The sequence below is a fragment of the Streptomyces sp. Z423-1 genome (assembly GCF_013009255.1).
Taxonomy (GTDB): domain Bacteria; phylum Actinomycetota; class Actinomycetes; order Streptomycetales; family Streptomycetaceae; genus Streptomyces; species Streptomyces gossypiisoli.
Map to the genome: position 1 here is coordinate 5,475,889 of NZ_CP053109.1, position 19,902 is coordinate 5,495,790.

Annotated in this window: 18 protein-coding genes and 1 tRNA gene; 13 read left to right on the top strand and 6 right to left on the bottom strand. The window is 70.9% G+C overall.

Annotation, left to right across the window (positions count from 1 at the left end; all coding sequences use genetic code 11):
- Positions 1 to 38 precede the first annotated feature (38 nt).
- Both HJD23_RS24565 and HJD23_RS24570 read right to left on the bottom strand, forming a co-directional pair.
- Positions 39 to 1,313 (bottom strand): MFS transporter, encoded by a 1,275-nt coding sequence (locus tag HJD23_RS24565; protein WP_171116647.1) that lies wholly within the window; start codon positions 1,311 to 1,313, stop codon positions 39 to 41.
- Between the two features lie 303 nt (positions 1,314 to 1,616).
- Complete coding sequence (locus HJD23_RS24570; RefSeq protein WP_171119021.1) at positions 1,617 to 3,134, bottom strand: potassium/proton antiporter; 1,518 nt, start codon at positions 3,132 to 3,134, stop codon at positions 1,617 to 1,619.
- Positions 3,135 to 3,313: 179 nt separating this feature from the next.
- On the opposite strand from HJD23_RS24570, the gene HJD23_RS24575 reads away from it, so the two are divergent.
- The gene (locus HJD23_RS24575; RefSeq protein WP_171116649.1) at positions 3,314 to 6,115 is read left to right on the top strand and encodes a penicillin acylase family protein; all 2,802 of its coding nucleotides are present in this window, start codon (positions 3,314 to 3,316) and stop codon (positions 6,113 to 6,115) included.
- 69 nt (positions 6,116 to 6,184) lie between these two features.
- On the opposite strand, the gene HJD23_RS24580 is transcribed toward HJD23_RS24575, so the two are convergent.
- Entirely contained in the window at positions 6,185 to 6,811 is a 627-nt protein-coding gene (locus HJD23_RS24580; protein WP_171116651.1) for a 5-formyltetrahydrofolate cyclo-ligase, read from the bottom strand.
- A 94-nt stretch (positions 6,812 to 6,905) separates the two neighbouring features.
- On the opposite strand from HJD23_RS24580, the gene galU reads away from it, so the two are divergent.
- The 7 genes from galU to HJD23_RS24615 all read left to right on the top strand — a co-directional run bounded on the left by galU (position 6,906) and on the right by HJD23_RS24615 (position 12,505).
- The gene (galU, locus tag HJD23_RS24585) at positions 6,906 to 7,808 is read left to right on the top strand and encodes a UTP--glucose-1-phosphate uridylyltransferase GalU (RefSeq protein ID WP_171116653.1); all 903 of its coding nucleotides are present in this window, start codon (positions 6,906 to 6,908) and stop codon (positions 7,806 to 7,808) included.
- Positions 7,809 to 7,812: 4 nt separating this feature from the next.
- Complete coding sequence (gene glp / locus HJD23_RS24590; RefSeq protein WP_171116655.1) at positions 7,813 to 9,135, top strand: gephyrin-like molybdotransferase Glp; 1,323 nt, start codon at positions 7,813 to 7,815, stop codon at positions 9,133 to 9,135.
- 83 nt (positions 9,136 to 9,218) lie between these two features.
- Positions 9,219 to 9,731: a cyclic pyranopterin monophosphate synthase MoaC gene (moaC, locus tag HJD23_RS24595; RefSeq protein WP_171116657.1), complete on the top strand. Its 513-nt coding sequence runs from the start codon at positions 9,219 to 9,221 to the stop codon at positions 9,729 to 9,731.
- Positions 9,728 to 10,264 carry a MogA/MoaB family molybdenum cofactor biosynthesis protein gene (locus HJD23_RS24600; protein WP_171116659.1) on the top strand — a complete coding sequence of 179 codons (537 nt, stop codon included), beginning with the start codon at positions 9,728 to 9,730 and terminating at the stop codon, positions 10,262 to 10,264. Before moaC ends, HJD23_RS24600 begins: the two co-directional genes overlap by 4 nt.
- 26 nt (positions 10,265 to 10,290) lie before the next feature.
- On the top strand, positions 10,291 to 10,908 hold the full coding sequence (locus HJD23_RS24605) for a GNAT family protein (protein WP_171116661.1): 618 nt from the start codon (positions 10,291 to 10,293) through the stop codon (positions 10,906 to 10,908).
- Between the two features lie 184 nt (positions 10,909 to 11,092).
- Positions 11,093 to 12,349, top strand: coding sequence for a gephyrin-like molybdotransferase receptor GlpR (gene glpR, locus HJD23_RS24610; protein ID WP_171116663.1), 1,257 nt, complete (start codon positions 11,093 to 11,095; stop codon positions 12,347 to 12,349).
- A gap of 82 nt (positions 12,350 to 12,431) precedes the next feature.
- Positions 12,432 to 12,505: transfer RNA gene (locus HJD23_RS24615), tRNA-Ala, on the top strand.
- A 102-nt stretch (positions 12,506 to 12,607) separates the two neighbouring features.
- Here HJD23_RS24615 and HJD23_RS24620 read toward each other — a convergent pair.
- Positions 12,608 to 13,084 carry a GNAT family N-acetyltransferase gene (locus HJD23_RS24620; protein ID WP_171116665.1) on the bottom strand — a complete coding sequence of 159 codons (477 nt, stop codon included), beginning with the start codon at positions 13,082 to 13,084 and terminating at the stop codon, positions 12,608 to 12,610.
- Positions 13,085 to 13,153: 69 nt separating this feature from the next.
- Between HJD23_RS24620 and HJD23_RS24625 the strand changes: the two genes are divergently transcribed.
- On the top strand, positions 13,154 to 13,957 hold the full coding sequence (locus HJD23_RS24625; RefSeq protein ID WP_171116667.1) for an exodeoxyribonuclease III: 804 nt from the start codon (positions 13,154 to 13,156) through the stop codon (positions 13,955 to 13,957).
- Between the two features lie 59 nt (positions 13,958 to 14,016).
- Here HJD23_RS24625 and HJD23_RS24630 read toward each other — a convergent pair whose 3' ends face one another.
- Together HJD23_RS24630 and HJD23_RS24635 are read right to left on the bottom strand one after the other, a co-directional pair.
- Positions 14,017 to 15,258, bottom strand: coding sequence for a recombinase family protein (locus HJD23_RS24630; protein WP_240980801.1), 1,242 nt, complete (start codon positions 15,256 to 15,258; stop codon positions 14,017 to 14,019).
- 267 nt (positions 15,259 to 15,525) lie between these two features.
- Positions 15,526 to 16,170 (bottom strand): MerR family transcriptional regulator, encoded by a 645-nt coding sequence (locus HJD23_RS24635; protein WP_171116669.1) that lies wholly within the window; start codon positions 16,168 to 16,170, stop codon positions 15,526 to 15,528.
- Between the two features lie 124 nt (positions 16,171 to 16,294).
- Between HJD23_RS24635 and HJD23_RS24640 the strand changes: the two genes are divergently transcribed.
- The 4 genes from HJD23_RS24640 (at position 16,295) to HJD23_RS24655 (ending at position 19,877) form a co-directional block, all read left to right on the top strand.
- Complete coding sequence (locus tag HJD23_RS24640) at positions 16,295 to 17,821, top strand: NAD(P)/FAD-dependent oxidoreductase (protein WP_171116671.1); 1,527 nt, start codon at positions 16,295 to 16,297, stop codon at positions 17,819 to 17,821.
- Positions 17,818 to 18,744, top strand: coding sequence for an alpha/beta hydrolase (locus tag HJD23_RS24645; RefSeq protein WP_171116673.1), 927 nt, complete (start codon positions 17,818 to 17,820; stop codon positions 18,742 to 18,744). Before HJD23_RS24640 ends, HJD23_RS24645 begins: the two co-directional genes overlap by 4 nt.
- Complete coding sequence (locus HJD23_RS24650) at positions 18,741 to 19,625, top strand: SDR family oxidoreductase (protein ID WP_171116675.1); 885 nt, start codon at positions 18,741 to 18,743, stop codon at positions 19,623 to 19,625. Before HJD23_RS24645 ends, HJD23_RS24650 begins: the two co-directional genes overlap by 4 nt.
- A 75-nt stretch (positions 19,626 to 19,700) precedes the next feature.
- A complete protein-coding gene (locus tag HJD23_RS24655; RefSeq protein ID WP_171116677.1) occupies positions 19,701 to 19,877 on the top strand; it encodes a hypothetical protein in 177 nt (58 codons plus the stop codon).
- Positions 19,878 to 19,902 lie beyond the last annotated feature (25 nt).

A 19,902-nucleotide genomic window follows, 5' to 3' on the forward strand; every position in this document is an offset into this window, starting at 1 on the left:
AGTGCTAACGACGGTCCATAGTGACGCATTCCTCGGGATCAGTCCACTGCGACCGCCGTGCGGTGACCGACGCCACGTGCGACGGTACGGCTCCGGGGCCGGGCGGCCAGCCGCGACCTGAGGGCGACCAGCGTCGCCAGCGCGAGCGCCGTACCCCCGAACGGAACCAGGAACCCGGCGCCGTCCCAGAAGCGGTCCTCCAGCTGTCCGGCGACCGTGACGGCACCCGCCTGTCCGAGCGCCACCGCGCCGGTCAGCCAGGTGAACGCCTCGGTGCGCGCCCCGGCCGGAACCAGGCTCTCGACCAGGGTGTAGCCGGTGATCAGGGCGGGCGCGATGCACATGCCGACCAGCAGGCCGAGCCCGGCGAGCAGCAGCACGGAGTGCGCGGCCCACAGGCCGGCGGCGGCCAGGGCGAGGGCGCCGTAGCCGACGACCAGGCGTCGCTGCGGGGCCGCCTTCCAGGCGATGGCGCCGCACGCGATGCCGGAGAGCATGTTGCCCGCGGCGAAGATCCCGTACAGGACGCCGTTCAGGCCGGGCTCGCCGATCGACTCGGTGAACGCGGCCAGCGAGACCTGCATGCCGCCGAAGACGGACCCGATGCCGAGGAACGCCACGGCCAGCACCCGCACCCCGGGGACGCGCAGCGCGGAGACGTGCTCCACACGCGCGTGCCCGCCGGTGGTGACCGTCGGCTGCGTGCTCCTCTGCGCGGCGAACAGCAGACCGCCGACCAGGGTCAGCGTGGCCTCGGTCACCAGGCCCGCCGCCGGGTCCACGGTGGTGCACAGGGCGGTGGCGAGCAGCGGGCCGACGACGAAGGTCAGCTCGTCCGTGACGGACTCGAAGGCCGCCGCGGTGGTCATCAGAGGGGAGCCCTGAAGCTTCACGCCCCAGCGGGCCCGCACCATGGGGCCGATCTGCGGCACCGAGGCACCCGTGGGGACGGCTGCCGCGAACAGCGCCCACAGGGGGGCGTCCGCCAGCGCGAGTGCCGTCAGGGTGAGGCCCGCGAGGGCGTGCACCAGCACGCCGGGGATCAGTACGGCGCGCTGCCCGAAGCGGTCCGCCAGTCGCCCGGTGTACGGCGCGAACAGCGCCATGGAGACGCCGGTGACGGCCGCTGCGGCGCCTGCCGCGCCGTAGGAGCCGGTGGTGTGCTGCACCAGCAGCACGATGGAGATCGTCAGCATCGCGAACGGCTGACGTGCCGCGAAGCCGGGAAGCAGGAACGTCCAGACGCCGCGGGTGCGCAGCAGGTGCCCGTATCCCGGGCGCGAGGTCTTCGACGAGGTGACCGTGGACGCCACGGCCCTTGCCTTTCTGCCGCCTGGTAGCGCGGCCCGCTTGTAGTGGGCCGGGCGCCGAGAGCTGTCCTCTTGCGCGCACTGCGGTAGATACCGGCGCCCACTGCGTCGAAGGGCGTTTCCGGCCGCCATACGGTCGCGCCAGCTCTGCGTCAGGCAGAGTTGGTTCGATCTGGGTGACGCCTGCATCGTACAGGGGTGAAGGCCTGGTGCGCCTGTGAAACCGAGCACCACACGGTGCACCACCTGCGATTTATTCGATGCCGCGATTCACTCGATGCCGTGCGACGACGCCGATACCTGCGACTAGGTCGATCCGTTCGCCCCCAGCCACCCGGCCAGCTTGCCGCCGCGCCCGACCGCCCGCAGTCGCCGCTCGGCGGCGTCCCGCACCGGGTCCGTGGCGACGACGAGCAGTTCGTCGCCCCGCTGCAGCACGGTCGTGGGCAGCGGCACGAACGAGGTGCCCTTCCGGACGACGAGGGTGACCGCGGCCCCGGCGGGCAGCCGCAGCTCGTTGATCTCGACGCCGTGCATCTTCGACTCGGGCGGGATGCTGACGGACAGCAGGTGTCCGCGCAGCTGCTCCAGGGGCGCCGACTCGATGCCGAGGTCGGCGGTCTCGGTGCCGTCGCCCAGGCGCAGCTGGCGGGCGAGCCAGGGCAGGGTCGGGCCCTGGAGGAGGGTGTAGACGACGACCAGTACGAAGACGATGTTGAAGATGTGACGGCTGCCTTCCACCCCGTTCACCATGGGGATGGTCGCCAGGATGATGGGCACGGCGCCGCGCAGCCCGGCCCAGGACATCAGCGCCTGCTCCTGCCACGGCACCCGGAACGGCAGCAGGCATACCACGACGCTCAGCGGGCGCGCCACCATGGTCAGCACCAGCCCGATGACCAGCGCGGGCAGGATGTCGACGCCCAGCTCGTGCGGGGTGACCAGCAGGCCGAGCAGGACGAACATGCCGATCTGGGCGATCCAGCCGACGCCCTCGGCGAAGCCGCGCGTGGCGGGCCAGTGCGGCAGGCGCGCGTTGCCCATCACCATCGAGGCGAGGTAGACGGCGAGGAAGCCGCTGCCGTGCGCCAGCGCGCCCGCCGCGTACGCGGTGACCGCGATCGCCATCACGGCGATCGGATAGAGGCCGGAGGCGGGCAGGGCCACGTGCCGCAGGCCCCAGGAGCCCAGCCAGCCCACGGCGATGCCGATGGCGGCACCAATGGCGAGCTCCAGCAGGATCTCGCCGACCAGCACGTACCAGTGCTCGAACGGTCCGGCCATGGAGAACGAGACGACCAGGATGACCACGGGCGCGTCGTTGAAGCCGGACTCGGCCTCCAGCGTGCCCGTCACGCGCGCGGGCAGGGGGATCTTCCGCAGCACGGAGAAGACCGCCGCCGCGTCCGTGGAGGAGACCACCGCACCGATGATGAGCGCCTGCCGCCACTCCAGCCCGACCAGGTGGTGCGCCGCCGTCGCTGTGACCCCGACGCTCACCGCGACCCCGACCAGCGCGAGCGCGCTGGCGGCGGGCAGGGCGGGCTTGATCTCCTTCCACTTCGTGCCGAGACCACCCTCGGCCAGGATCACGACCAGGGCGGCGTACCCGATGACCTGGGTCAGCTCGGCGTTGTCGAAGCGGATGCCGCCGATCCCGTCCTGGCCCATGACAACGCCGATGCCCAGGTAGACGAGCAGGCTGGGGAGCCCGCTGCGCGAGGAGATCCGGACCGCGGCCACGGCGACGAGCAGGACGAGCGAGCAGACGAGCAGGAGTTCATTGAGGTCGTGGATACTCAGCGGCCGATCCCTTTCCCTGATGCACTTACTTCGTTACCTTACCTAACTCTTGACGATTTCTTGACACTCGCCCGGGCAAGATCGAACGTCAGTCCGCGCTGGTTCACCACTCCGCGTCAAGTCGCACCGGGCCCTGCGCCTATGGTTGCTCCAGCACTCCAGTACCGCCTGCCGCTCGCGTTAGGACAGCAAGGACAGCGATGCCCCCCAATACCACCGCCTCAACGGGTCAGCAGCCCGGCAAGTCCGGCAGGAAGAAGGGGCGCAAAGCCCGACTGATCGTGCTCGTGCTGGTGCTGGCCATTGTCGTCGGCGCCGCCTGTGGGGCGTACTGGTCCGTCAGTACGGTGCGCGCGTCCTTCCCGCAGACCAAGGGCTCGATCACGCTGCCCGGCCTGACCGCACCCGTCGACGTCAAGCGTGACGGCTACGGCATACCGCAGGTCTATGCCTCCTCGGACGAGGACCTGTTCATGGCGCAGGGCTACGTCCAGGCGCAGGACCGGTTCTACGAGATGGACGTCCGCCGGCACATGACCGCCGGGCGCCTGTCGGAGATGTTCGGCAAGGGCCAGGTCGACAACGACGCGTTCCTGCGCACGCTGGGCTGGCAGCGCACCGCGCAGAAGGAATACGACACCAAGCTGTCCGCCGCCGCCAAGAAGTACCTCCAGGCGTACACCAAGGGAGTCAACGCCTACTTGGAGGGCAAGGGCGCCGAGGACATCTCCGTGGAGTACGCGGCGCTCGGCTTCAGCAACGACTACAAGCCCGAGAAGTGGACCCCGGTCGACTCGGTGGCGTGGCTGAAGGCGATGGCCTGGGACCTGCGCGGCAACATGCAGGACGAGATCGACCGCGCCCTGATGACCAGCCGCCTCGGCCCCAAGCAGATCGGCGACCTGTACCCGCGGTACCCGTACGACCGGAACCAGGTCATCGTCCAGCAGGGCCAGTTCGACGAACTCACCCAGACGTTCGACGGCGGCGCCTCTTCGGACGGCGAAAGCGGCACGTCCGCCGATGGCACGGGCGGCGGCTCCGCAGGCGGCACAGGGACGTCCACGGGCACCTCGACGGGCACGTCCTCGTCCACCGGCTCCTCGGCGCTCCAGACCCAGCTCTCGGGCCTCTACGACGAGCTGGAGGACCTGCCCGAGGCCGTCGGCGTGAACGGCAGCGGCATCGGCTCCAACTCGTGGGTCGTCGGCGGCGAACACACCATCACCGGCAAGCCGCTGCTCGCCAACGACCCGCACCTGTCGGCCTCGCTGCCGTCCGTCTGGTACCAGATGGGCCTGCACTGCCGCACGGTCTCCAGCAAGTGCCAGTACGACGTCTCCGGCTACACCTTTGCGGGCATGCCCGGTGTGATCATCGGTCACAATCAGGACATTTCCTGGGGCATGACCAACTCCGGCGTCGATGTCACCGACCTGTACCTGGAGAAGCTCACCGGCGACGGCTACCTCTACGACGGCAAGGTGAAGCCCTTCACCACGTACGAGGAGACCATCAAGGTCGCCGGCGGCGCGTCCAAGAAGATCGTGGTCCGGGAGACCAACAACGGGCCCCTCCTGTCCGACCGCAGCAGCGAGCTCGTGAAGGTCGGCAGGAAGGCCACCGTCGACACCGCCGCCCCTGACCGCGGCGACGGCTACGGCATCGCCCTGCGCTGGACCGCGCTGGAGCCGGGCACCACCATGGAGGCCGTCTTCGCGATGAACAAGGCGGCCGGCTGGGAGGACTTCCGCGCCGCGGCGGCCCTGTTCGACGTGCCCTCGCAGAACCTCGTCTACGCCGACACCGAGAACCACATCGGCTACACGCTGCCCGGAAAGATCCCCACGCGCGCGAAGGACCACGACGGCTCCGTCCCGGCGCCGGGCTGGGACTCCAAGTACCGCTGGACCGGCTACATCGAGCAGGACGAGCTGCCCTACGAGTACGACCCGCAGCGCGGCTACATCGTCACCGCCAACCAGGCCGTCGTCGGCACGGACTACCCGCACACGCTGACCACGGACTGGGGCTACGGCACCCGCAGCCAGCGGATCACCGACCTGATCGAGTCGAAGATCAAGGGCGGCGGCAAGATCTCCACCGAGGACATGCGGCAGATGCAGATGGACAGCAGCAGCGAGATCGCCAAGCTGCTCGTCCCGCAGCTGCTGAAGATCGACGTCGACGACAAGGACGTACGCGACGCGCAGAAGCTCCTGGAGGGCTGGGACTACACCCAGGACGCCGACTCGGCGGCCGCCGCCTACTTCAACTCGGTCTGGCGCAACATCCTCAAGCTGGCGTTCGGTAACAAACTGCCCAAGGAGCTGCGCGTCAAGGGCCAGTGCCTGTGGGTCGAGCCGGTCAACACCACCGGCCCGGTGGACGACGACCGGCGGGTGCGCGAGTGCGGCCAGCGCGACGCGGACCAGGCCCAGCCGGACGGCGGCGACCGCTGGTTCGAGGTGGTGCGCAGCCTCATGGACGACGAGAACAGCGACTGGTGGACGACCCCCAAGTCGGGCACCCGCCCGTCCGCCGACAACCGCGACGAGCTGTTCGAGCGCGCCATGATCGACGCCCGCTGGGAGCTGACCGCCAAGCTCGGCAAGGACATCGACACCTGGAGCTGGGGCCGGCTGCACCGCCTGTTCCTGAAGAACCAGACCCTCGGCACCAATGGCCCCGGCTTCCTGCAGTACATCCTCAACCGCGGCCCCTGGGAGCTCAGCGGCGGCGAGGCGACGGTCAACGCGACCGGCTGGAACGCCGCCGGCGGCTACGGCGTCGTCTGGGTGCCGTCGATGCGGATGGTGGTCAACCTCGACGACTTCGACAAGTCGAGGTGGATCAACCTCACCGGCGCCTCCGGGCACGCCTACAGCTCCCACTACACCGACCAGACCGGCAAGTGGGCCAAGGGCGAGCTGCTGGACTGGTCGTTCACCAAGCAGGCGGTCGACAAGGGCACGAGCGACACCCTGGTCCTGAAGCCCTGACCCGACTGACGGCGAACAACCCGAAAGGGCCCCCACGCGCGCGTGGAGGGCCCTTTCGCCTGACGGACCTCACATCCACGAGCCCGGGAAGCGGCGCACGCCCGACGGCGTCACCACCGCGTGCACCGGCCGGTCGTGCGGCTCCGCCGGGACGCGCGCGACGACCTCCGTGTCGTACAGCAGCACCACCAGCGCGGGACGGGCGCCCGCGCGCTCCAGACGCGCCAGCACCCGGTCGTACGACCCTCCGCCGCGCCCCAGCCGCCTCCCGCGCGCGTCGACCGCGAGCCCGGGCAGCAGCACGGCGTCGGCGCCGGTCACGGCGTCCGGGCCGAGCCGCTCGCCGATGGGCTCCAAAAGGGCCATCTTCCCGGCGTGTTGGACGAGCCCAAGGGAGTCCCTCCCGGAGTAGACGCCCCAGTCGAGGTCGTTGTCGGGCAAAAGCGCCGGAAGCAGGACGCGTACCCCGCGCGCGTGCAGCGCGTCGAGCAGCGCGAGCGTGCCGGGCTCGCTGCCCACGGAGACGTACGCCGCCACGGTGCGCGCGTGCGCCAGCTCGTCCAGTTCGAGCGCGTGTTCGGCGAATGCGGCCGAGGCCGCCTCCACGTCACCTGCGGGCAACCTGTTTCTCACCGCGAGGAGCTCTCGCCGCAATGTGCGCTTGTCAGGCTCGCCCGTGCGTCCGAGGTGACCCATCCGCCGCTCCCGTACCGTGTTCTATGTGCTCATATGAGCGTCAACTGACCGGAGCCGAGGATTCCCCACAAAGGCACCGGATATGGTTGCGGGCATGACTCAGGCGCAACCACGGATCAACAAGGCTGTCATTCCCGCAGCAGGCCTCGGCACCCGGTTCCTGCCGGCCACCAAGGCCACTCCCAAGGAGATGCTGCCGGTCGTGGACAAGCCGGCGATCCAGTACGTGGTCGAGGAGGCCGTCTCGGCCGGTCTCGACGACGTCCTCATGATCACGGGCCGCAACAAGCGGCCCCTTGAGGACCACTTCGACCGCAACTACGAGCTCGAGTCGGCTCTGGAGAAGAAGGGCGACGCCGAGCGGCTCGCCAAGGTCCAGGAGTCGAGCGACCTCGCGACCATGCACTACGTGCGCCAGGGCGACCCCAAGGGACTGGGTCATGCCGTCCTGTGCGCGGCCCCCCACGTCGGCGACGAGCCCTTCGCGGTGCTCCTCGGCGACGACCTGATCGACCCGCGCGACCCGCTCCTCAAGCGCATGATCGAGGTCCAGGAGCAGCACGGCGGCAGCGTGATCGCGCTCATGGAGGTGGCGCCCGAGCAGGTCCACCTCTACGGCTGCGCGGCCGTGGAGACCACCGAGGACGGCGACGTGGTCAAGGTGAGCGACCTGGTCGAGAAGCCGGACGCGGCCGACGCCCCGTCCAACTACGCCATCATCGGCCGCTACGTCCTCGACCCGCGCATCTTCGACGTACTGCGCAAGACGGAGCCCGGCCGCGGCGGCGAGATCCAGATCACCGACGCCCTCCAGCAGCTCGCCGCCGACGAGAAGGTCGGCGGCCCGGTGCACGGCGTCGTCTTCAAGGGCCGCCGCTATGACACCGGCGACCGCGGCGACTACCTGCGTGCCATTGTCAGACTCGCGTGCGAACGTGAGGACCTGGGCCCGGAGTTCCGGACCTGGCTTCGCAGTTACGTCACCGAGGAGATGTAGCCACGTGAGCACCGCCGCGCCCCGCGCCACCGGCCAGGACCACCTGTGGTCGGTGGACCAACACCTGGAGGACATCCTCGACACCGTCCGCTTCCTCGAACCCATCGAGCTGCAACTGCTGGACGCCCAGGGCTGCGTCCTGGTCGACGACGTCACGGTGCCGGTGTCCCTGCCGCCGTTCGACAACAGCTCCATGGACGGGTACGCGGTACGGGTCGCGGATGTAGCGGGCGCGAGCGAGGAGTTCCCGGCGGTCCTGGAGGTCGTCGGGGACGTCGCGGCGGGCCAGGCCGAGCTGCGGACCGTGCGCCCCGGCCAGGCCGCCCGCATCATGACCGGCGCCCCGCTGCCGCCCGGCGCGGAGACGGTCGTGCCCGTGGAGTGGACCGACGGCGGCCTCGGCGAGGGCCCCGTCACCGGGATGCGGGCCCGCAGCCTCGGCCCCGAGGGCGCCTCAGGGCAGGTGCGTGTGCACCGGCCGGCCGAGGCACGCGCGCACGTGCGCGCGAAGGGCAGCGACGTCAAGGCCGGTGACCGCGCCCTCGAAGCGGGCACCGTCCTCGGCCCGCCGCAGATCGCGCTGCTCGCCGCGATCGGCCGCGGCACGGTACGCGTACGCCCGCGCCCGCGCGTGGTGGTGCTGTCGACCGGCAGCGAACTCGTCCAGCCGGGCGAGGAACTGGGCCGCGGCCAGATCTACGACTCCAACAGCTTCGCCCTCACCGCGGCCGCCCGCGACGCCGGCGCCATCGCCTACCGGGTGGGCGCCGTCGCCGACGACGCCGAGACCCTGCGCACCACCATCGAGGACCAGCTGGTGCGCGCCGACCTGATGGTCACCACGGGCGGCGTCAGCGTCGGGGCGTACGACGTCGTCAAGGAAGCCCTGTCGCACGTCGGCGACGAGGACGTGGCGGGCAGCGGCATCGAGTTCCGCAGGATCGCCATGCAGCCCGGCAAGCCCCAGGGCTTCGGCTCCATCGGCCCCGACCACACCCCCCTGCTGGCCCTCCCCGGCAACCCGGTGTCGTCGTACGTCTCCTTCGAACTGTTCGTCCGCCCCGCGATCCGCACCCTCATGGGCCTGACGGACGTCCACCGCCCCCGCACCCGCGCCACCCTGACCGCCGCCAAGCCGCTGACCTCGCCGAAGGGACGCAGGCAGTTCCTGCGCGGGACGTACGCCGACGGGAAGGCCACCCCCGTCGGGGGCGCCGGATCGCACCTTGTCGCCGCCCTCGCGCACGCGGACGCGCTGATCGTGATCCCCGAGGACGTCGAGACCGTCGAGCCCGGGACCGAGGTCGAGGTGGTCCTGCTCGGCTGAGCGCCCCGGGTTGGCGGTACCGTGTCGCGCACAACAGGCCCGTGCGCCGCACCGCGACGGGCCCGGACCAGGAGCGCCACACCATGACCGTGCCTTCCCGGGGGGAGACCCCCGGATCCCCCGCGCAGGACCGACTGACGCACCTCGACGACGCGGGCGCCGCCCGCATGGTCGACGTGTCCGGCAAGGACGTCACCGCCCGCACCGCGCGCGCGAGCGGACGCGTCCTCGTCTCGCCCCGCGTGATCGAGCTGCTGCGCGGCGCAGGGGTCCCCAAGGGCGACGCCCTCGCCACCGCGCGGATCGCCGGGATCATGGGCGCCAAGCGGACGCCGGACCTGATCCCGCTGTGCCACCCGTTGTCGGTGTCGGGTGTGACACTGGATCTGTCGGTGGCGGACGACGCCGTGGAGATCACGGCCACGGTGAAGACGACGGACCGCACGGGCGTCGAGATGGAGGCTCTCACCGCGGTCTCCGTCGCCGCGCTCACCGTGATCGACATGGTCAAGGCGGTCGACAAGGGAGCGGTCATCACGGACGTACGGGTGGAGGAGAAGACGGGCGGCAAGTCGGGCGACTGGAGCCGGGCATGACTCTCGACGCGGCGCTCGGCGGCGCGCTGGTCGCGCCGTACAGCGCCCTGGTGATCACCGCCTCCAACCGGGCCGCCGCCGGGGTCTACGAGGACAAGGGCGGCCCGCTGATCGCCGACGGCCTCAAGGGCTTCGGGTTCGCCGTCGACGGCCCGCAGGTCGTCCCGGACGGCGACCCCGTCCAGGCCGCGCTGCGGGCGGGCGTGGACGCCGGGTACGACGTGATCGTCACCACGGGCGGCACGGGCATCTCGCCCACCGACCGCACCCCCGAGGCCACGCGCGCGGTGCTCGACCACGAGGTGCCCGGCATCGCGGAGGCGATCCGCGCCCACGGCCGGGACAAGGTGCCCACCGCGGTGCTCTCCCGGGGCCTGGCCGGAGTGGCGGGCGGGACACTGATCGTCAACCTGCCGGGTTCGACCGGCGGCGTGCGGGACGGACTGGCCGTCCTGGAGCCCCTGCTGATCCACGCCGTCGACCAGATCCGCGGCGGTGACCACCCCAGACCCGGCAGTGGGGGTGCCAGCTGAACAGCCCATCCTGGCCCGTCGAACTGGTGGAGGGCGATGTCGTCCTCCGACCGATAAAGCTGCGCGACCAGCGGGCCTGGCGTGAGGTCAACCGGCGCAACCGGGACTGGCTGCGCCCCTGGGAGGCGACCATTCCGCCGCCCGCGCCCGGCGGGCCGATCGCGCACCGGCCCACGTACCGCCAGATGGTCCGTCATCTGCGGTCCGAGGCGAACGCGGGCCGGATGCTGCCGTTCGTCATCGAGTACCAGGGGCGGCTGGTCGGGCAGTTGACGGTCGCCGGGATCACCTGGGGCTCGATGTGCTCGGGGCACGTCGGTTACTGGGTGGACGAGGCGGTGGCCGGCCGAGGTGTGATGCCGACGGCCGTGGCACTGGCCGTCGACCACTGTTTCCGCACCGTCGGCCTGCACCGCATCGAGGTCTGCATTCGCCCCGAGAACGGGCCCAGCCGCCGAGTGGTGGAGAAACTCGGATTCCGCGAGGAGGGCCTCAGGCCCCGTTATCTCCACATCGACGGCGCCTGGCGCGACCATCTCGTGTTCGCGCTCACGGCGGAAGAAGTCCCCGAGGGGCTGCTGGCCCGCTGGCGCCGGACCCGGACGCGGAACACCCCGCAGAACACCCCCGGGAATCCCGCGTAACCCCGAAATTGAATACGTGTTCGAAAATGATCGGTTCCTGACCGGTCCGGGGCAATGAATTCGCGGGCGCGCCAGCCTGCTGATCGCATCGGTCCCAAAAAAAGCTCGAAATATCAGCCAGATCGTGCGACACACCGGCTCAATTGGCAGATGGCCTCACGCAAACCCCTCTACCGTGTGAGGCGTGAGCAGCAGCGGCCTCATCTACGCAGTCATCGTCGGGGCCTGGGCCGCCTACTTGGTGCCGATGTGGCTCCGTAGGCAGGACGAGCTGAACGAGGCCCGTCCGACGGAACGCTTCAGCACAGCCATCCGGTTGCTGTCCGGACGGGCGGGCATGGAGCGCCGGTACGCCAAGGACCTGCGGGCGCGCTCCGCCGACGAGGGGGAGCCCGATATCGACGCCCCGGACGCCGTCACCGACTCGGTGGACGTCCGGGCCTTCGCCGTGCCTCCGACACGCCCTCAGGTGAGCGGCGCCATGGAGGCGGCGCCCGGAACCGGGCAGGCGGCCGAGGCCCGCACCGCCGGCACCGTCCCCGCCCCGGCACGGCCGGACGCGTCCGCGTCCCCGCGCAAGCCGATCCCCCCGGCCCGACGCGCCCCCGGCGCGGAGGCGGCCGCAGCGCGCGCCCAGCGCTCGAAGGTGCTGGCGCGCCGCAGGCGCACCACCATCATGCTCTTCCTCGCCTTCACGCTCGGCGCGATCGTCGCGGCCGTCGGCGGGCTCGCGTTCCTGTGGGCGCCCGGCGTGCCCGCCGTGCTGCTCAGCGGGTACATCGCGTATCTGCGCACACAGGAGCGCCGCCGGTTCGCCTACCAGATGGACCGGCGCCGGGCCGAGGCCGCGGCCCAGCGGCTCCGCGAGCGGGCGCGCCAGCCGCGCCGGCACCCGACGGCCGAGGCCGAGGCCGACGAACCGGAGGAGGGACCCGAGCCGGAGGCCGCCCCCGGGATGTCGGCGCTGGCCGCGGACCGGCGTGCGCTGGTGGAGCAGACCGATCACGCCGAGTGGGTCGATCAGCAGCGGGAGCGGCAGCGGCGCCCCGGGCGCGGGGAGAGCTGGGAGCCCGTGCCGGTGCCGTTGCCGACGTATGTGACGGCGCCGGTCGCGCCGCGGGCGACGCCGGATGTGGATCTCGGGGCGCTGGACGCGTGGAGTTCGGCACGGTCGAGTCCGGTGGCGCGGGACCAGGAGGCGGTCGCGGGCTCGCGGAAGCACGGCTCCGGGGTGCCCGCCCCGGCGTCCCCGTCCGACGCGCACGCGGAGGAGCCGGGGGAGGCCCGGGAGACGGACGGCGCGGCGGGCAAGGCGGACGGCGAGGGGCGCGGGGACGCGCGGCGCCGGGCGGCTTCGGCGCGGCGGGCGCGGGAGCGGGGGCGTACGCCGCTGTTCGACCAGTACGAGGACGGGGAGCGGCCGCGGGCGGCCAACGAGTAGCCGCCGGGCCCCGGCCCCGCGTCCAAGCGGGAACGGATTTCCAAGCACACCGATCGGGGTGCTAAAGTTTCACTCGTTGCAAGGGCCTGTGGCGCAGTCCGGTAGCGCACCTCGTTCGCATCGAGGGGGCCAGGGGTTCAAATCCCCTCAGGTCCACGCAGCATAGAGCCCCGTCGGGATCCCGACGGGGCTCTAGTGCGTTGTGGGTCAGGTGACGTCGTGCCGCACGCCAGGTGACCGCCCCTCAAGTGGCCCCCGTCACAGGGCCTTCGCATAGCAGCGGCTGGACTCGTAGAAGCGGTAGTAGCCGAACTTGGCGCACGGCTCATAGCCGCTGGAGGTGTAGAGGGCGATGGCCTCCGGCTGGCGGGTGCCGGTTTCCAGGACCATGCGGATACGGCCGGCGGCGCGGGCGTCGTCCTCCAGGGCGGCGAGCATGCGCCGGGCGAGACCGCGGCCGCGCAGCTCCTTGATCACGTACATCCGCTTCAGCTCGGCGTCGCCGTCCTCGTTGCCCTCGTCGTTCTTGTCCTGGCTGCGCCAGCCGCCGGTGGCCACAGGGCGGTCGGCCTCGTCGTAGGCGATCAGATACACGCCGTTCGGCGGCCGGAAGTCCGACGGGTCGAGGGGGGTGGCGTCGCCGCCGTCGCCGTAGCGCTCGTGGTACTCGGCCTGGACCTCGTCGTTGAGCTTCACGGCGTCGGGGTGGTCGAAGGGGACGCGGCGTATATGCATGCTGGGGATCGTACACCTATGCAGAACGGGGAATCCGGACTTTGTCCAGTGTGCCGGTAGGGTGCCCCGGTGCTCACTGTGACCTCTGTGAATGTGAACGGACTGCGGGCCGCCGCGAAGAAGGGCTTTGTGGAGTGGCTCGCCGGTACGCAAGCCGATGTGCTGTGCCTGCAGGAGGTGCGCGCCGAGCCGCAGCAGCTGCCCGAGCACGTGCGTGCGCCGGAGGGCTGGCATGTGGTGCACGCGCCGGCGGCCACCAAGGGGCGCGCGGGCGTCTCCCTGTACACCCGGCGCGCGCCGGACGCCGTCCGGGTCGGGTTCGGGTCGGCCGAGTTCGACGGCAGCGGGCGCTACGTCGAGGTGGACCTGCCCGGTGTGACGGTCGCCTCCCTCTATCTCCCGTCCGGCGAGGTCGGCACCGAGCGGCAGGACGAGAAGGTGCGCTTCATGGGCGAGTTCCTGGCCTACCTCAAGGGCCTGCGGGAGCGTGCCGCCGCCGACGGCCGCGAGGTCCTCGTCTGCGGCGACTGGAACATCGCCCACCAGCAGGCCGACCTGAAGAACTGGCGCGGCAACACCAAGAACTCCGGCTTCCTGCCGGAGGAACGGGAGTGGCTCACGCAGGTGTTCGACCCGGCCGCAGGCGGTTACGTCGATGTCGTACGGGCGCTGCATCCGGACATCGATGGGCCGTATACGTGGTGGTCATATCGGGGGCGCGCTTTCGACAACGATTCAGGGTGGCGCATTGATCTTGCCGTGGCGACCGCTGGGCTCGCGGCACGGGCCGTCAAGGCAGTCGTGGAGCGAGCGGCAAGCCACCAGGAGCGGTGGTCGGACCATGCCCCGGTATCGGTGGTCTTCGAGATGTGACGCGGGCCGAGCGAGGTGATCGGGAAATCGCATGCCTCGCTCGGCCGGCCTGCCGGAACTCAGCCGTTCTGGCGCGCTCCGATGCGTTCATCAAGCGTGAAGGTCAAGCGTGAGGTGTCCGGCCCGGCAAGCCGGGCGGGGCCACCGCCGCAGCGACCCTTGGCGACGATGACACGAGCGCCGCTGTCGAGGAGAAGCTCTCGGGAAACGGCGGTGTCCGTCGCCGTGGCCGCGCGGTAACGGTCGACCGTATACGCCTCGAGCCAGTCGGACCGCATCCCGGCCGGGGCAGGGCACACTTCAGCCCGCGCGGTCGCGCGGCACGTGTAGTCGCCGTACGGATAGCCCTTACGGGCTGCGAAGTACATGCGTCCATAGCAGCCCGAGCAGTGTGCGACGCCGGTGAGCAGCGCAGTCGTCCGACTCCTCGGTTGACGAGTGCCGTTGGAACGTGCGTCAAGGGCGTGTTGCAGGGCGTGGAACTCCTCGTCGGACAGCAGCGGCTGTCCGATCAGTACCGGGGCACCGGTTGCGTCGTGAACCGTCTTGCCGCCATGAGTCCGGTGCCCCATCAGTGACGGGCTGCGCAGCACTTTGGACAGCGTGCCTGAGGTCCACTGGAATCGTTCGAAGTCACGTCCGTGGCGAAGGCCACCTGTCGGGCGCCCCTGGCGTTGGGCATGACGGTCGCGGGGCACCAGGACATCTGAGTCGTTCAGCTCGCGGGCGATGGTGATCAGCGACTGTCCCGCGTGTACCTGCTCCACGATCACGCGGACGACTGCGGCGGTCTCGGGATCAGGAGTCAGGCACCATCCGCTGCCCGAGGGGTGGGGTGCCTTCTGGTAGCCGAACGGAATCAGTCCACCGCCGTAGCGACCGGTTGCGCGCAGCGCTTCGTGACTGCTGCTGAGCCGGGCGGAGATGGTGCGGGCTTCCCGCTCGGCGTCGTGAGCGAGGTCCATACACCGCCGGATGGTCGAGCCGTCCGCCTGCGGTGTCACGACGAGCGGGTGATCGTCCTCCGGCATGCCGAACACAAGTGTCCGGGTGTGCTCTCGCCCCCATGCGATCAACTCGGCCATGTGCGCCACGGAGCGCACGGCGCGATCCACATGTGACCAAATGACGACTTCGTACTCATGCGGCTGACGCAGCCAGGATGACAGGGAGGGCCTCTCGAACGGGGACGTCTGGCGGGCCGAGACCCCGAGGTCTGATGCCTCCGCGATCAGGGTGAAGCCGAGCTTCTCGGCTGAGAGTTGGATGACGGACCGTTGTCGGCTGGGTGAAGTGGTCACAGTGGTGACGCAACTGAGGCGCAAGGCGGCAAGGGCCCTCGGCCCTCGCTCGCCGGAAGCCGAGCGGGAGGGAGTGCACAGGGCTGGTCGGTGACTACGCTTGGGCACGTCGACGCTCCTAGTCAGAGTCGGCCATACCCCGGGGCTGGTCGCACAGCCGCCGGGGCCTTTTCGATCTCACTCTCTGAGCGCGAACGTCATTCCGGGTATCGAAGGCGAAAAGGTACCTTGATAGCGTGAATCTTCGGGATTTTCAGGGAGCTTGAGCTACTGCTGCTTCCGCATCCTCCGGTCCAGCGCCAGCGAAAGCTCCGCCTCCACCACACTGCGGGCCAGCGGGCGCAGGCGGGGCAGGTCCTCCTCCGAGGTGTGGCGCAGGACCAGGGCGGCGAAGAGTTCGGCCAGGGCGTCGGCGTGGGAGCGGACCTCCTTGCCCGCCCGGAGCACCTCCGCGAGCGGGATGCCCTCCCGTACCAGCGCCGCCGACACGTCCAGCAGGCGGCGGCTGATGTGGACGATCTCGTCGCCGTCCGTGCCGAGGTAGCCCAGCTCCAGCGCGGCGGCGAGGTTCTCGGGGGTGGCCTGGCCCGCGAACCGGTCGGCGAGTTCCTCGGGGGTGAGGCGGACCGGCTCCTCCTCGGTGGGGGCGCCGACGCCGAGCAGGTCGGCGACGTCCCGGCCGTGGTCGAAGGCCTCGGCCAGCTCCGCTATGCCGTTCAGTGTGTGGCCGCGTTCCAGCAGCGCCGCGATCGTGCGCAGCCGGGCCAGGTGGTGGTCGTCGTACCAGGCAATACGGCCCTCGCGGCGGGGCGGCGGGATCAGCTTGCGTTCGCGGTAGAAGCGCAGGGTGCGCACCGTGATGCCGGCCAGCCGGGCCAGCTCCTCCATGCGGTACTCACGCTTTTCTGCCACGTCCGAACCCTAAGTCGTACCGCCGGTAACTTCCTCGCACCGACCCCTACCCAGCAGTACGCGGCTCCTCTACTCTCCCGATTGCGCCAGTGTTCACTGGCAGGGTCGAAGGGAGGGCGTCGGTATGGCGGAGCACGAGCATGTACGGGTGGCGGTGGTCGGATCGGGGTTCGGCGGGCTCGGGGCTGCCGTGCGGCTGCGCCGCGAGGGGATCACCGACTTCGTCGTCCTGGAACGGGCCGACAGCGTCGGCGGCACCTGGCGGGACAACAGCTATCCGGGGTGCGCGTGTGACGTGCCGTCGCATCTGTACTCCTTCTCCTTCGCACCCAACCCCGAGTGGCCGCGCGCCTTCTCCGGACAGGAGCACATCCGCGCCTACCTGGAGCGTGTGACGGACGTCTTCCGGCTGCGCCCGCACATCCGCTTCAACTCCGAGGTGAAGCGGATGACCTGGGACGCCGCCGAGCTGAGGTGGGAGATCGAGACCGCCTCCGGCACCCTCACCGCCGACCTCGTCGTCTCCGCCACCGGGCCGCTGTCCGACCCGAAGATCCCCGACATCCCCGGGCTCGACACCTTCCCCGGCGCGGTGTTCCACTCGGCCCGCTGGGACCACGACTACGACCTGCGCGGCAAGCGGGTCGCCATGGTCGGCACGGGCGCGTCCGCCATCCAGATCGTGCCCGCCATCCAGCCCTCCGTGTCGAAGCTCGTCCTCTTCCAGCGCACCCCGCCCTGGGTGCTGCCCCGCGTCGACCGCGCCATCAGCGACGCCGAGCGCCGACTGCACCGCGCCCTTCCGCTGACCACCCGGCTCCGGCGCGGACTGCTGTGGGGCATCCGGGAGTTGCAGGTCCAGGCCTTCACCAAGCACCCGGGTGAGCTGGGCTTCGTCGAGCAGCTGGCCAAGCGGAACATGGCCCGCGCCATCAAGGACCCCGCCCTGCGCGCCAGGCTCACCCCCGACTACCGCATCGGCTGCAAGCGGATCCTGCTGTCCAGCGACTACTATCCGGCGCTCGCCCAGCCCAATGTGGAGGTCGTCGCGGGCGGGCTCACCGAGATCCGCGGCTCGACGGTCGTCGCCGCCGACGGCAGCGAGGCCGAGGTCGACGCGATCGTCTTCGGCACCGGCTTCCACGTCACCGACATGCCGATCGCCGAGCGGGTGGTGGGCGCGGACGGGCGCACGCTCGCCGAGACCTGGAAGGACGGGATGGAGGCCCTGCGCGGGGCGTCCGCCGCCGGGTTCCCGAACTGGATGACGATCATCGGGCCCAACACCGGCCTCGGCAACTCGTCCATGATCCTGATGATCGAGTCCCAGCTGAACTACCTGGCCGACTACGTACGGCAGTTGGAGGTGCTCGGCGGGCGCGTGGCCCTCGACGCACGCCCCTCCGCCGTCCGCGCCTGGAACCACAGGGTGCAGGAGCGGATGAAGCGCACGGTGTGGAACACCGGTGGGTGCAACAGCTGGTACCTGGATGCGAGCGGGCGCAACACGACCATCTGGCCCGGTACGACGAGCGAGTTCCGGCGCGCAACGCGGCGGGTGGATCTGGGGGAGTACGAGGTGCTGCGCCCGTCCGCGGGAAGCCCGTCCGCGGCACGAGTCACCGACGAGGCTCAGGAGGCCACCGTATGAGCCGCCTCCTGCACGTTTCGTCCGGCCCCTACGCCCCACCGGTCCCCGCCCGCGAACTGACCATCACCTCCGCCGACGGCGCACGCCTGCACGTCGAGGTGCACGGCCCCGAACGCGCGCCCGCCGTCGTCCTGGTGCACGGCTGGACCTGCTCCACCGCCTTCTGGGCCGCGCAGATCCGCGCCCTCGCCGCCGACCACCGCGTCATCGCCTACGACCAGCGCGGCCACGGGCGCAGCCCCGCCAGCCGCGTGTGCACTACGGAGGCCCTCGCCGACGACCTGGAAGCCGTACTGGCCGCGACGCTCGCGCCCGGGGAGCGGGCGGTGATCGCCGGGCACTCCATGGGCGGCATGACCGTGATGGCGGCGGCCGAACGGGAACGCTTCCGGGCGCACGCGGCGGCCGTCCTGCTGTGCAGCACGGGCAGTTCGCGGCTGGTCGCCGAGTCGACCGTCGTACCGATCAGGGCGGGCAGGCTGCGGACCTGGCTGACCCGCCACATCCTCGGCTCCCGCGCGCCCCTCGGTCCGGTCACGCCCCTGGCGCGCAGGATCCTCAAGTACGCCACCATGGGCGCCGGTTCCGCCCCGCACATGGTGGAGGCGTGCGCACGGATCGTGCACGCCTGCCCGCGCACCGTGCGCCACACCTGGTCGCACGTACTGAGCCTGCTCGATCTCGACCACGGCGTACGGCAGTTGCAGGCACCCACGGCGGTCGTCGTCGGCGCGCAGGACCGGCTCACGCCCCCGGTGCACGCCCGTGCGCTGGTCGCCGCGCTGCCGCGCTGCGTCGGGCTCACGGAGCTGCCCGGGCTCGGCCACATGACACCGGTGGAGGCTCCCGAGCTGGTCACCGGGAAGATACGCGAACTCGTCACCGCATACGCGCCGGAGGAACCGGTCAAGGAGGGCGCATGAGCAGGGTCAGCCTGGAGGGGCAGGTCGCGGTCGTCACCGGGGCCGCGCGGGGCGTCGGGGAGTTGCTCGCCCGCAAGCTGTCGGCGCGCGGCGCCAAGGTGGCGCTGGTCGGGCTGGAGCCGGACGAGCTGAAGCAGGTCTCCGCGCGGCTGCACAGCGAGAGCGGCCACTGGTACGCCGACGTCACCGACCACGCCGCGATGACGAAGGTGGCGCAGGAGGTCAAGGAGCGGTTCGGCAAGGTCGACATCGTCGTGGCCAACGCCGGCGTCGCGACCGGCGGGCCCTTCGTGGACTCGGACATCGAGGCCTGGCGGCGGGTCGTCGAGGTCAATCTCATCGGCTCCGCGGTGACCGCCCGCGCCTTCCTGCCGGTGCTCATCGAGAGCCGGGGCTATCTGCTCCAGGTCGCCTCGCTCGCCGCGATCACACCGGCGCCGATGATGACCGCGTACTGCGCGTCCAAGTCGGGCGTGGAGGCGTACGCGCACAGTCTGCGCGCCGAGGTCGGCCACCAGGGCGTGCGGGTCGGCGTCGCGTATCTGTCGTGGACCGACACCGACATGGTGCGCGGGGCCGATCAGGACGACGTCATGCGGGAGTTGCGGCAGCGGCTGCCGTGGCCGGCGAACAAGACGTATCCGCTGGGCCCGGCGGTGGACCGGATCGTGGCCGGGATCGAGCGGCGGTCGAGCCATGTGTACGGGCAGTGGTGGCTGCGCGGGATGCAGGGCGTGCGCGGGTACTTGCCGGGGCTCGTCGGGACCGTGGGGCAGCGTGAGATGCGGCGGTTCGCGCCCCGGCTGCGGGGGATGCGGACGGGGCTGGTGGGCGCGGGTGGCGCGGCCGACGAGCAGCACCGCACTACGGTGCGTAAGTGATCGACATGCGCAGGGTTATCACCCGTGTGAATCTGGTCGTGCCAGATCCCCTCACCCCCACGGGAGTGAACCCACATGGGTATGAAGGACCAGTTCCAGGAGAAGTCCGAGCGTCTGCAGGAGCAGGCCAAGCAGAAGGCCGGTGAGGCCAAGGAGCGTGGCCAGCGTGGCCGCCAGCAGCGCGAGGACGAGGAGATGGAGCGTCAGCGCCGCGAGGAGCAGGACCGGTTCGAGCAGGACTACGACGCGTAACGCGTAGTCGGCTTCGCCCGTGACG

Coding starts and splice junctions, on each gene's coding strand:
- HJD23_RS24600 (WP_171116659.1), top strand. CDS start 9,728: ATGACTCTCGACGCGGCGCTCGGCGGCGCGCTGGTCGCGCCGTACAGC.
- HJD23_RS24620 (WP_171116665.1), bottom strand. CDS start 13,084: ATGCATATACGCCGCGTCCCCTTCGACCACCCCGACGCCGTGAAGCTC.
- HJD23_RS24580 (WP_171116651.1), bottom strand. CDS start 6,811: ATGGGTCACCTCGGACGCACGGGCGAGCCTGACAAGCGCACATTGCGG.
- HJD23_RS24650 (WP_171116675.1), top strand. CDS start 18,741: ATGAGCAGGGTCAGCCTGGAGGGGCAGGTCGCGGTCGTCACCGGGGCC.
- HJD23_RS24575 (WP_171116649.1), top strand. CDS start 3,314: ATGCCCCCCAATACCACCGCCTCAACGGGTCAGCAGCCCGGCAAGTCC.
- moaC (WP_171116657.1), top strand. CDS start 9,219: ATGACCGTGCCTTCCCGGGGGGAGACCCCCGGATCCCCCGCGCAGGAC.
- galU (WP_171116653.1), top strand. CDS start 6,906: ATGACTCAGGCGCAACCACGGATCAACAAGGCTGTCATTCCCGCAGCA.
- HJD23_RS24645 (WP_171116673.1), top strand. CDS start 17,818: ATGAGCCGCCTCCTGCACGTTTCGTCCGGCCCCTACGCCCCACCGGTC.
- HJD23_RS24655 (WP_171116677.1), top strand. CDS start 19,701: ATGGGTATGAAGGACCAGTTCCAGGAGAAGTCCGAGCGTCTGCAGGAG.
- HJD23_RS24640 (WP_171116671.1), top strand. CDS start 16,295: ATGGCGGAGCACGAGCATGTACGGGTGGCGGTGGTCGGATCGGGGTTC.